This is a genomic window from Methanobrevibacter sp., assembly GCF_017447225.1.
Lineage (GTDB): Archaea > Methanobacteriota > Methanobacteria > Methanobacteriales > Methanobacteriaceae > Methanocatella.
The window spans coordinates 1-13242 of sequence record NZ_JAFSNZ010000112.1 but is presented as its reverse complement, the minus strand read 5'-3'; the positions used below and the strand labels follow the sequence as shown (position 1 = coordinate 13242).

The 13242-nt window shown below is 36.0% G+C and carries 9 protein-coding genes; 8 read left to right on the top strand and 1 reads right to left on the bottom strand.

The features are described 5' to 3' along the window. Positions 1-215 precede the first annotated feature (215 nt). The 8 genes from IJQ68_RS10585 (at position 216) to IJQ68_RS10550 (ending at position 12667) form a co-directional block, all read left to right on the top strand. Positions 216-1130 carry a ribose-phosphate diphosphokinase gene (locus IJQ68_RS10585; protein WP_292800357.1) on the top strand — a complete coding sequence of 305 codons (915 nt, stop codon included), beginning with the start codon at positions 216-218 and terminating at the stop codon, positions 1128-1130. Positions 1131-1132: 2 nt separating this feature from the next. Continuing rightward, positions 1133-1432 carry a hypothetical protein gene (locus IJQ68_RS10580; RefSeq protein ID WP_292800354.1) on the top strand — a complete coding sequence of 100 codons (300 nt, stop codon included), beginning with the start codon at positions 1133-1135 and terminating at the stop codon, positions 1430-1432. Beyond that, on the top strand, positions 1429-3390 hold the full coding sequence (gene uvrB / locus IJQ68_RS10575; RefSeq protein WP_292800351.1) for an excinuclease ABC subunit UvrB: 1962 nt from the start codon (positions 1429-1431) through the stop codon (positions 3388-3390). Before IJQ68_RS10580 ends, uvrB begins: the two co-directional genes overlap by 4 nt. Before the next feature lie 87 nt (positions 3391-3477). Further along, entirely contained in the window at positions 3478-6360 is a 2883-nt protein-coding gene (gene uvrA, locus IJQ68_RS10570) for an excinuclease ABC subunit UvrA (protein WP_292800348.1), read from the top strand. A gap of 799 nt (positions 6361-7159) precedes the next feature. Further along, on the top strand, positions 7160-7975 hold the full coding sequence (locus IJQ68_RS10565; RefSeq protein ID WP_292800360.1) for a DUF368 domain-containing protein: 816 nt from the start codon (positions 7160-7162) through the stop codon (positions 7973-7975). Between the two features lie 66 nt (positions 7976-8041). Then, positions 8042-10624 carry a DUF5814 domain-containing protein gene (locus IJQ68_RS10560; protein ID WP_292800345.1) on the top strand — a complete coding sequence of 861 codons (2583 nt, stop codon included), beginning with the start codon at positions 8042-8044 and terminating at the stop codon, positions 10622-10624. A 4-nt stretch (positions 10625-10628) separates the two neighbouring features. Beyond that, a complete protein-coding gene (locus IJQ68_RS10555) occupies positions 10629-12182 on the top strand; it encodes a helicase HerA-like domain-containing protein (protein WP_292800342.1) in 1554 nt (517 codons plus the stop codon). Positions 12183-12187: 5 nt separating this feature from the next. Then, positions 12188-12667, top strand: coding sequence for a hypothetical protein (locus IJQ68_RS10550; RefSeq protein ID WP_292800339.1), 480 nt, complete (start codon positions 12188-12190; stop codon positions 12665-12667). On the opposite strand, the gene IJQ68_RS10545 is transcribed toward IJQ68_RS10550, so the two are convergent. Next, positions 12639-13064, bottom strand: coding sequence for a DUF123 domain-containing protein (locus IJQ68_RS10545; protein WP_292800336.1), 426 nt, complete (start codon positions 13062-13064; stop codon positions 12639-12641). The two genes, IJQ68_RS10550 and IJQ68_RS10545, sit on opposite strands and share 29 nt — an antisense overlap. Positions 13065-13242 lie beyond the last annotated feature (178 nt).

Genomic DNA, 13242 nt, shown 5'->3' with positions numbered 1-13242 from the left:
TAGAAAATTACTTTGGAAATACATTAGATAGGCACACTAAAAGAATTTATAGAACTCCTGAAGGAATATTTGATTATATTATGGCTAGAAAAAATGGATGGGTAGAAAATCAAAAAAAAGTCCTAACAAAATGACAGTCCCTGACTTAATTTTATACTTAACTTTTTATTGTTTGAAAATCATATTAAACCATGTATATAAATTTTGGTGATATTATGATTATAAGTGGTTCAGCTTCTCAAGATTTAGCAGCTCATGTTGCAAAGGAATTAGGGGAAGAATTATGTTATGTTGAATGTAAGAAGTTTCCTGACGGAGAAAGATATTTGCGTGTCACTGAGGCAGTTGATGAAGAAGTAACTATCATCCAGTCCACAGGCTATCCTCAAGATGAAAACCTGATGGAATTACTGTTTTTAATTTCAAATGTCAAAGACTTGGGTGCAAAATACGTTCGTGTTGTAGTTCCTTATATGGGATATGCAAGACAGGAAAAACGTTTCAATGACGGTGAAGCAGTATCTGCAAAAATCATCGCTAACCTGATTGAATCAGCAGGTGCTGACGAATTCATAACATTCAATATTCATGAAGAATGTGTTTTAGACTTCTTTTCAATTAAAACCCAAAACGTTTCTGCAATGCCTGCAATAGCAGATTACATCAATAAGAAATATATCAAAAAGGAAAAGGATAATCCGATTATCATTGCTCCGGATAAAGGTGCATATGGATTTGCCCGTGAAATGGCTGAAATTATTGGCTGTGACTGCACTTATTTATCCAAAGTACGTTTAGGACCTGATAAGGTAGAAACAAGAATTGTTGATGTCAGATGTGACGGCGCTGATGAAAGTACAGTTAATGTGGATGCAGTAAAAGGCAAAAATGCTTTTATTATAGATGATATTATTGCTACTGGTGGAACCATAGTAAACGCAATTAAAATCCTGAAACAGTATGGTGCTGAAAGCGTTGATGTATGCTGCGTTCACCCAATACTGGTAAACGGCGGTGCTGTAAGAATTTACTCAGCAGGTGCAGACAAAATTATTTCAACAAACAGCCTATCTTCAGACACCTCCCGTGTTTCACTTGCCCAAAGCATAGCTGATGTATTGAGGAAATAAAAATGCCAATAGATAAAGAAAAAATCAAACAGGAATTAATTAACGAGTCAAACAGTATACTTTCTGATTGGAACGAGCCATATGAAGTGGATGGCATTTCTGTAATGAACATGCAGGGTAAAATCACTTTTTTAGGTTCTTTAAGAGTGTTTGATGAAAGAAATGCTCCAGCCATTATGAGGGAAGTTGAATCCAAATTAGCTAAATACGGCAAGTTAAGCGTAAGGGATGAAAGGGTAGTTCCATGCTGTTCTGCCAGATATACTCACATTAGCTTTAATATTACTGTAGATAACTCATGAAAGAATTTAAACTCAATTCACCATATAAACCACTTGGTGATCAGCCAAAAGCTATTAATTCATTGGCTAAAGGTATTAAGGATAATCTTCGTGAACAGACATTGCTTGGTGTAACCGGTTCAGGAAAGACTTTCACAATGGCAAATGTCATTGAAAAGGTTCAAAAGCCAACCCTTGTCATTTCACATAACAAGACTTTGGCTGCACAGCTATATGAGGAATTCAAGGAATTCTTCCCGGACAATGCAGTCGAGTACTTTGTCAGCTATTACGATTATTATCAGCCTGAAGCTTATGTTCCAAGAACAGACACCTTCATTGATAAGGAAGCATCCATCAATGAAGAGATAGATATGATGCGACACTCCGCAACACAATCACTTCTTTCAAGAGATGATGTTATTGTCGTAAGCAGTGTTAGCTGTATTTATGGTATCGGTTCTCCTGAAGATTATGGGGAATTTGCATTTGGAATAGCTGTTGGAGACATTTATGACAGATCTGAAATCATCAAAAAACTAGTTTTCATGCAATATGAACGAAATGACATTGAATTTGACAGAGGACACTTCAGAGTCAGAGGAGATGTTATTGAAATCAATCCCGTTCATGGAACACCACCAGTCAGAATTGAACTTTTCGGCGAGGAGATTGATGCGATAAGCATCATTGACAAAGTAACAGGTAAAAAACTGGAAAGCCTGCCAAGATACATGATTTTCCCTGCAAAACACTTTGTTGTAGGTCAGGACAAGATGGATGTGGCCATTTCCAAAATCAAAAATGAACTTGAAGAGCGATTGAATGAACTGAATGCAATGAACAAACTTCTTGAAGCTCAAAGACTTGAGCAGAGAACCCGTTTTGACATTGAAATGCTTCAGGAAATGGGATACTGTCCTGGTGTAGAAAACTATTCCATGCATCTTTCAGGACGTGAATGGGGAGAAAAACCATACTCATTATTAAAATATTTCCCCGATGACTTTTTAACCATTATTGATGAATCTCACGTTACTGTTCCTCAAATCAGGGGAATGTACAATGGAGACCGTGCCCGTAAGGAGACTCTGGTTGAATACGGATTCAGATTACCTTCCGCAAAGGAAAACAGGCCTTTAAGGTTTGACGAGTTCGAGTCAAGCGTCAATCAGGTAATATATGTTTCAGCAACTCCGGGACCATATGAACTTGCAAAATCAAGAAATGTCGTAGAGCAGATTATCCGTCCTACAGGTTTGGTTGACCCTGAAGTAATAATAAGGCCTGTTGAAGGCCAGGTTGAAGATCTGCTTGGAGAAGTTAAAAAACGGGCCGAAAAAAATGAAAGAGTACTTGTTACAACTTTAACCAAAAGAATGGCAGAGGATCTGACAGACTATTATGCTAAAATAGGAGTCAAGGTAAGATACATGCACTCTGAAATCGATACCCTTGAGAGAATTGACATTGTTGATGATTTAAGAAGGGGAACATTTGACGTTCTCGTTGGAGTTAATTTATTAAGAGAAGGTCTTGATTTGCCTGAAGTTTCACTTGTGGCCATTTTGGATGCGGACAAGGAAGGATTTTTAAGAAATGAAACCTCACTGATACAGACTATAGGACGTGCTGCAAGAAACGTCAACGGTCAGGTAATAATGTATGTGGATGAAATGACTCAATCAGTTAGAAATGCAACTGAAATTACTAAAAAACGCCGTTTCCTACAGATGAAATATAATGAGGAACATGGCATCGTTCCTAAGTCAACTACACGTACATTAAAAGAGAAAACCGAAACTGAAGAAAAAATTGCATCAGGTGCAGATATCGCTAAAATGCCTAAAGATGAGCTCAGATTACTCATTAAGGATATTGAAAGTGACATGAAGGAAGCTGCATCAAGACTTGACTTTGAGCGTGCAGCTGAACTTAGAAACAAATTATATGCGCTTAAGGCATTTGACAAAAACTGAAAAATATTTCTGTTCAAATGCTCTCTCTAATAGTTTATATAGAATAGAACAATAATATTATATTACTTAAATTTTTAGGAGATTATTATGACAGATGAGTCTAAAAAACAGATTATCATTAAAGGAGCTAGGGAACATAATTTGCAAAATATTGATGTCAGTGTTCCCCGTGATGAATTCATAGTTATCACTGGACTTAGTGGTTCCGGAAAGTCTTCATTGGCTTTTGATACAATTTATGCTGAAGGACAGCGTAGATATGTTGAATCTTTATCTGCCTACGCAAGACAGTTCCTGGGTCAAATGAAAAAACCGGAAATGGAGTACATTGAAGGACTGTCTCCAGCTATTTCCATTGACCAAAAAACAACCAGGGAAAACCCAAGGTCAACTGTAGGTACCATTACGGAAATTTATGATTATTTAAGATTATTATTCGCAAGAATTGGTATTCCCCACTGTCCGAACTGTGGACGTGAAGTGTCTCATCAGACCATCGGACAGATTGGAGACAGTATAATCGAAGAGGGAGAAGGCCTTAAAATCCAAATACTGTCTCCAGTTGTTCGTGACAGAAAAGGTCAGCACAAGGATGTCCTGGAAGATTTGAGAAACAAGGGTTTTGTCCGTGTAAGGGTTGACGGTGAAATCCGTGAACTTGAAGAAGATATTGAACTTGCAAAGACCTTCAGGCACAGCATTGACGTTGTTGTTGACCGTTTAAAAATCAGAAAGGATGTTGACTTTAAAAGAAGGTTGGTGGATTCACTGGAAACTGCAGCTGAATTTGCTGAAGGTCTCATTAATGTCCTGTTTGATGACGGTGAAGAGGAATACGAAAAGAAATACTCAGAACACTTTGCATGTGTCGATTGTGGAATAAACTTTGAAGAGCTGACTCCCCGTATGTTTTCTTTCAACGCTCCTCAGGGGGCATGTCCTGAATGTAACGGTATCGGTTCCAAAATGGAAATCGATCCTGATTTAATAGTTCCAAACAAGAACTTGACATTAAATGAAGGGGCAATTGTGCCGTGGGCATCATCCGCAAAAAGGGAAAATTATTATTATCAGATGCTTGAAGCGGTTTCAAATCATTTTAATTTCAGTATGGATGTTCCGTTCAATGAACTGCCTCATGAATATCAGGACACTATTCTTTATGGGTGCAGGGATAAAATCGCATTCACATTCAAAAGAAGAAACAAGTCCTACATGGTAAACCGTAAATTTGAAGGTGTCATTCCAAGAATGGAGAGATTATATCTTGAAACCAAGTCAAACTATTCAAGAAAATATCTTTCAAAATTCATGAGCGACAGAAAATGTCATGTATGTGACGGAAAAAGACTGCGCCCTGAAGTGCTTGCGGTAACTGTCGGTGGAAAATCCATTGCAGATGTAGTGGAAATGTCCATTAAAGATTCATATCAGTTTTTCCTGGATTTGGAACTCACAGACAGGGAACAGTTCATCGCTAAAGAAGTTCTAAAAGAAATCAGAGAAAGACTGAAATTCCTTGTTGATGTAGGTCTTGACTATCTTTCAATGGAAAGGTCATCAGGAACATTATCCGGTGGAGAAGCTCAAAGAATCAGGCTTGCAACCCAAATAGGTTCAGGACTGGTCGGTGTATTATATATTCTAGACGAACCAAGTATCGGTCTTCACCAAAGGGATAACGTAAAGCTGATAGGAACACTCAAAAGACTTAAAAATCTAGGAAATACTGTCGTTGTCGTAGAGCACGATGAGGAAACAATATTGTCAGCAGACCATGTTGTTGACATAGGTCCCGGTGCCGGAGAGCACGGAGGAAAAGTAATAGCTCAGGGAACACCTCAGGAAATCATGATGTGTGAAGATTCAATCACAGGAAGATATCTCTCCAGAAAAGAAGTAATTGATGTTCCTGAAAAACGCCGTGAAGGAAACGGCAAGTTCATTACAATCAAAGGAGCACAACAAAACAACTTGAAGGATATTGAAGTTGATATTCCTTTAGGTAAATTCACATGTGTCACTGGTGTAAGCGGTTCCGGAAAAAGTAGTTTAATCAATGAGATTCTCTATAAGGGAACTAAAGGTGAACTGTCACATAAATTCACTTTTGCAGGAAAATATGATAAGATTGAAGGTCTTAAAAATATTGATAAGGTCATTGCTATCGACCAAAAGCCTATTGGACGTACACCAAGGTCAAATCCTGCAACATATACTGGAGTATTTACAGATATCAGGGATTTATTCGCTAATACTCCCGAATCCAAAGCACGTGGATATAAACCTGGCAGATTCAGTTTCAACGTAAAGGGCGGAAGATGTGAAGCATGTTCCGGTGACGGTATAGTTCAAATTGAAATGCATTTCCTGGCTGATGTTTATGTTCCATGTGAAGTCTGCGGCGGTAAAAGATACAACGACGAAACATTAGATGTTCGCTATAAAGGTAAGAATATCTATGAAGTCTTGGAAATGACTGTGGAAGAGGCATTGGAATTCTTTGAACATATTCCTAAAATCCATAAAAAACTTAAAACATTGGATGATGTCGGATTGGGCTATATGAAAATAGGTCAGCCCGCAACCACATTGTCCGGTGGTGAAGCTCAAAGAATTAAACTGGCTAAAGAATTGTCCAGAACAAGTACTGGCAATACATTATATATTTTGGATGAACCTACTACAGGACTTCATTTTGCAGATATTAAACGTTTGCTTGATGTATTGGCCAGATTGACTGATGCGGGAAATTCCATTGTCGTTATTGAGCATAACCTGGATGTAATTAAAACCGCTGATCATATTATTGATTTGGGTCCTGAAGGTGGAGACGGCGGAGGTCGTGTTATTGCTACTGGAACTCCTGAAGAAGTATCTAAAAGTGGAACCTATACTGGTGAATTTTTAGATAAAATGCTCAATGAAAACATAACGCCTTTTGCAAAAGAATTAATGGATGCTAAATAATTATTTTAGCATTTATTTTATTTTTTAATAATATTTAATGTAAAAAATAGTTTTTTTAATAACCAATGTTATTGTGAAGAGTTTCTTCACAATCCCAAAAAAACATTGATTATTTTACTGATTCAAAGTTTGAATTTTTTTAAATTCAAAGGAGATAAATATCTTTAATATTACATTACTTTTTTAATTATTTAAATTTTATGTAAATATGTGGATATAGTTGTTAAACTTAGTTTTCAAGTAATTACCTACTTCTAAACTAATTTTTTTGGGAATTAGCAAAATCCTATCATTAAACATAATATTAACAATTTATCCACTAAAAGAGGATTATGGATTTATGATAACATTATTATTTTCAATAATGTTATGCACAACATAGTTAATGATTTTAAAGATTCTTCATTAACATTTACCGTAATATTTACGGATATTGTGTAATCCATTGTAATCCTCCTTAATGTTGGTGAAAATTATTAGCAAAACTTGAATTCAATTTTTATTAAAAATATTTGTTTCATAAAAATCCCTTTAAATTCCATTTAATAATTTTTTTTGGAGTAGGATGAAGTTATATATTGGATTTAAAACTATTTAAAGCTTTTTAATATCATTTAGGGTCAATATTGCTCTCAAGAGGTAATTTTGTATGATATTAGAATTTTTGCTCCATCAAAAAGTTACCAAAAATATATTAATCAAAAGGGTTATTATAAAGATAGAATAAAACTACTGTTGAGGAGATAATGTGAATTTTAATTTTTATGAAGCATTTTTAATTTTTATCCGTGGATTATTAATGGGTTCGGCAGATATTGTTCCTGGAGTTAGTGGAGGAACAATCGCATTAATTACGGGAATTTACGAACATCTGATTGGTTCAATCAGTAAAATTAATTTTAAATTTATAAAACCATTAGTTAAATTGGATTTTAAAGGATTCTGGACTGCATTTTTGGATGAAATTGATTTTGCATTTTTCATTCCTTTAATTTTGGGTATTGGAATTGCAATGCTTACAATAGCTAAAGTTGTGACTTATTGTATGGACGTCCACACAGCACTGACCTATGCATTTTTCTTAGGTCTGATTTTAGCATCAGCTTATGTGCTGCTTAAAAAGATTCCTAAATTGGAAATAAAGCATGTTGCTTTTGCAATTTTAGGCAGTATATTAGCTTATATCTTTGTCAGCTTAAATCCTATTGCTGCAAATCATTCTCTACCGGTCATATTCATTTCAGGATTGATTGCAATTTGTGCAATGATTTTGCCTGGAATTTCCGGATCATTTCTTTTGCTGTTGCTCGGACAATATGAATACATGTTAACCGCTCTTCACGAGCTTCATTTAACTGAAATCATAGTATTCATTGTAGGAGCTGTAATAGGTATTTTAGGATTTTCTAAAATCCTGAATTATCTGCTTAAAAATCATGAAGAAGTAACCATGGCATTTCTCATTGGTGTAATGGTAGGTACATTAAAACTGCCTGCTATGGAAGTTTTATCCAATGTAACTTTAGATATTGCAGGTTTGCTTCCGTGCGTTATTGTTGCAATAATAGCATTTGTATTAATCATTATTTTGGAAACAAGATTCACTCAAGAATAATTGTTTTCACTTTCTTCTTTTTTTGTTAATAGTATTTTTATAATATAAAAAATAAACTTTATTTTAATGTTAGTGATAAAAAAGGTAAAAAAGCAGTGGAAATTATTCCCTATAGGTTCTCCGAAAGGAGCCTTAAACAATAAAAGGGAAGCCGAATTCGTCGGTACAATAAAATTTCAGCAGACTGCTCAGGGGCTTGCAATAAACAGATTCGTTGCAGATTATTCCTATAAAGATAATTCCAGCCTGTCAGAAAAACTCTTGCCTCCGCAGGAAGTCAATAAGCTTTTAAGAAGCCAGGCAGTTTTTCTAGCCACTAAAGATGATGATGTTGAGGATTTCTTAAAAAGACTGAATGTTAAGGTTCGCCACACTCAGGTCTGTTCTTTCTGTGCTTTTGATGGAAATATCACTATCATAAATTCAAATTTTTCATATAAATACAATAATCAGTTAATTTGTAAAAACTGTGCTCATGACACAATTAAAAATGAAATAAAGCTTAGAGGATTTGACAAAAAGATTTTCAGAAATCTTAAAAGGACTTTGGAGAAAAGCGGAAATCTGGAAAAGACACTGTCAGTTTTAAGTCCTGATTTCAACCCTTTAAAGAATAGAAATCTTACATTGTATGATAAGACTTCAACCAAGTCAAGACTGAAGATTCCTTCAGCTGAAATGAAACGTTTAAAGATTAACCATGAGTTCAGAGATATTCTAATCAAAAACGGTAATGACAAGCTTCTGCCTGTTCAGTATCTGGCTATCCATGAAGGACTGCTTAAGGGAGAGGATCTGCTTGTTGTAAGTGCTACCGGAAGTGGAAAAACTCTGGTCGGTGAACTTGCAGGTATCACACAGGCTCTTGAAGGCAAAAAATTCATTTTCCTAACTCCTCTGGTTGCTCTTGCAAATCAGAAATATCGTGATTTTAAGAAAAAATATAAGAAACTGGGCTTAAATGTAGCCATTAAAGTCGGGCGTAACCGTGTTAAGGCAAAAGGTGAGTTGAAATTACCTGACAGTGACGTGTCTGGGGCTGACATTGTTGTTGCAACCTATGAGGGAATTGATTTTCTTTTAAGGAATGGGAATTCAAATGCTTTAAGTAATTTGGGTGTGGTTTTAATTGATGAAATCCATATGATTGATGATGAGGACCGTGGAACCCGACTCAATGGATTAATTAAACGTATTAAACATTTATATCCTAAAACCCAAATCATCGGTTTGTCAGCGACTGTAAAAAATCCTCAGTTTTTAGCTAAGGAATTCAACATGAAACTGGTTGAATATCCTGACCGTCCAGTTCCTTTGGAAAGGCATCTTGTTTACATGCGAAACGAATCGTCCAAACGCCATTTAATGGCCAAATTGGTGAAAAAGGAATTCAACAGCAAATCCAGAAAAGGTTATCGTGGACAGACTATCATATTTACTAACTCAAGGCGCAAAACCCATAAAATCGCTAATTTCTTACAGGAAAAGCATATCAATGCGGCCGCTTATCATGCGGGTCTTTCATATTATAAAAAGGAAAAGATTGAAAAGGATTTTGATAAGGCCAGATTATCTGTTGTTGTAACGACAGCCGCTTTGGCTGCAGGTGTTGATTTTCCGGCATCACAGGTAATATTCGATTCGCTGATTATGGGTAATAAATGGATTAATCCCAATGAATTTTCACAGATGCTCGGCCGTGCAGGAAGACCAAGCTATCATGACCGTGGAATTGTATATCTGCTTCCTGAAGTTAACAACGACTTTCAGGGAGAATCTGAAGAGGCCAAAGCCTTGGAATTGCTTGAAAGCAATAGTGAGGATGTATTCATTGAATATGATGAGGAAAGCTCTTATGAACAGATTCTGGCAGACATTTCCTCAACTTCAATAAAAAGCTTTGATGAACTTGTCGAATTTTACAGAAATATTGATGTTCCAGTCAGTCTGCAAATAGCAACAGATGAAATGAAAGCATTAGGATTAATAAGTGATGACTTTAAGATAACTAAATATGGAAGGGCAACTTCAGTTTCATTTCTAACTCTGGACGATGCCGAGTTTATAAGAACCGCTTTGGATGACTGGGATTATCTGACTGAGTATGTCAGGCTTTCTCCAATGTATAAAAATAAGCAGGAATATGACAAGCTGAAAGTAAAGATAATAGCTATGGCATTGGATTTGGAACTGTTTGAAAATGCATATTTGTCCCCAGTTGTCCACAATCAGATATCAAATGCACTAAAGGTTAAGTTTTCAACCAGATTGTTTGCAGAGTCCACTTTGGATATCATATCTTCCGGAGAAGCTTTGGACAAGCTGGATTCCAAATTCCAGGATGCAATGATACGTCTTCAAAGTGACTTCATGAAATGCAACTGCCAGGACAGGCCATTCTGCAGATGCCTGCAGCTTGGAATATCAGAAGTCATTATCCATGAACGTCTTAAAGGCAAAGACCCTATGGATATCTCAAATAAGTTATTCAGAAAATATCAGATTCAGGTTTATCCCGGCGACATATTCTCATGGCTGGATAATTTTGTTAAAAACTTGGATGCTATTAAAAGAATTTCAATAGCTTTTAATCGCAGGAGTATTGTACGTAAAACTTCTTATTTAATTAAAAAAATTGAAAATGGTTAGAAAAATGTTTGTAGAAGATAAAGTTTTAATTGGTGGTGATGTTTATTTACTACCGAAAATGGCAAATAGGCACGGTTTGATTGCAGGAGCAACAGGAACCGGTAAAACAATAACACTCAAAACACTTGCAGAATCATTCAGTGATATGGGAGTACCTGTATTTCTGGCAGACATGAAAGGAGATATTTCAGGTCTTGCAAAGATTGGTGAAATGAATGATAATGTCGCTAAAAGAGTTGAAGGAATCGATTCCTTTAAGCTCAAGTCTTATCCTGTTGAGTTCTGGGATCTCTTCGGTGAAAAAGGTTTACCAGTTCGCGTAACCTTATCCGAAATGGGTCCGGTATTGCTTTCCAAAATATTGAACCTTACTGAAGCGCAAAGCGGAGTTTTAAACATTGTATTCAGGGTTGCAGATGAGGAATCTTTACTTATCATAGACATTAAGGACTTGAAATCAATGATCAATCATGTCGTTGAAAACAAGGATGTCTATGAACCTAAATATGGTGCAATTGCGGCAAAATCCGCCAATACCATATTGAGAAATCTCATCACCTTGGAAGACCAGGGCGGAAACGATTTCTTCGGCGAACCTGCACTTGAGTTAAATGACTTTATAAAGGTCGATGAATCAGGATGTGGAGTAATCAACATTTTGGACGCTCAAAAATTATCACTGTCTCCTGAAATATATTCATCATTCCTGCTTTGGATGCTTTCATCATTATATGAACAGTTGCCTGAAGTGGGAGACGCAGATAAACCTAAATTTGTATTCTTCTTTGATGAAGCTCATCTGATATTTGACGGTATGGGAGCAGAATTCCTGAAAAAAATCGAACAGATTACACGTCTGATCCGTTCAAAAGGCGTTGGATTATATTTCATTTCACAGTCTCCTGCAGATATTCCTGATGAAATTCTGGGCCAATTGGGTAACAGAATTCAGCATGCCCTAAGGGCTTACACTCCAAAAGACCAAAAGGCGGTTAAAGTGGCTGCTGAAACATTCCGTGCAAATCCTGACTTTGACACTGCTGATGTCATTTCCAATCTTGGTATTGGTGAAGCATTGGTTTCTGTTTTGGACGAACAGGGTGTTCCGGGAATTGTCCAGCAGGTTAACATTGTAGCTCCACAGTCATATATCGGACCTATTGATGATGCTATGAGGACTGATCTGATTAATTTATCTGAATTTAAGGATAAATATCTTGAAGCTGTTGACAATGAGTCCGCTTATGAAATCCTTGCAAATAAAATCAATCAGAATGCTAACATTGAAAGCGAAGTGCCTCCTGCACCGCCACAAGCCCAAGAGCCTCAAGCTGAAGTTCCACAAGCTCAGCAAGCTCCTGAAAGCCAACCTGAATCCTTGTCTTTAGGCGGTTTTGATTTAGGAACAATTTTAGGTGGAGGTCAGGCTGCAGGCAAGAAAACCAAAAAGACCGCTCAGCAGAAAGCTATTGAAAAAGCGGCAACCACTGCAGCAAATACTATGGCACGTGAGGTTACAAAAGGTATTATGAGAGGATTATTCGGTCAGATGAAGTGATTGTCATGCCTCATCCACATGTAAAAGCGATTTCAGAAATGGAAGATGCTTCAAAGTTAGTAGATATAATTGCTGAATCAAAAAGCTGCTATGTCCGTGATAATCTGAGCATTCATTTGCATGAAAGCCAAATCAGATTAATCAAAAACATTGTAAAGCATTCAAAGTCTCATCACAGAAAGGTCAGGGTAAGGCAATATGCTAAAATAAGTGATGACAGGCATTTTGATTTGCATTTGAAATTATATCTGAAAAAATATAAGAAACTTGAACGTATGGAATTGGCTGAAATTATTGAAGTCGATGATTTGCCTTATGATGTTGTTTTAACACAAAAAGGTCTGGAAATTCTTTCTGAAATTGAATCTTTGGAAAATGAATGGGCAGGCAAAGTATCATGCGATATGGATGCTTTGCGTGAAATGGCATTGAATTCATTTGAATACTCATATAAATTCAAGAAAAATCAGAAATACCAATTCTGAATTCACAGTCTATTGAGTTGTAAGCTTTAATTACTTTCTCAATAGCCTCTTTTTTATTTTTAAAGTAATATAAGTGACTTTCGCATCCACAATCGCTACAACCGAAGTCCTGAACATATTCGTTATTCATCATCAGTTCTCTTGACAAATTGCATTCCACTTTTTTGTCCAAATTATATATCACTTCTGTGATTTGTGAATACTTCAACAGGTAATCTATGTGCCAATGGAGCTTCTTTTTGCTGGACAGGTGTCTTTTCACTCTTGATTCCAGGTTATTCATGGCTGAACCTATATAAACATAATATCCTTTTTTAAAATCGATTTCAAGCCTTGAGCCTATTTTTAAGTTCTTGTCTTCATCAAGTTCAATCACTAAGCAGTAGCATCCTTTCATTACTTATAGTTGTTTTTCCCGATTATTATAATTTTTACAAGTTGAGGTAAATATTGCTATGAACTTGTTTTTTTAATATGAGGAAGTAATATTGTCTAAACTTATAATAGATAAATTTAATAACTACATTTTACAAAATAACTTCATTGAATTAATATTTGGTGATATACTATGAATT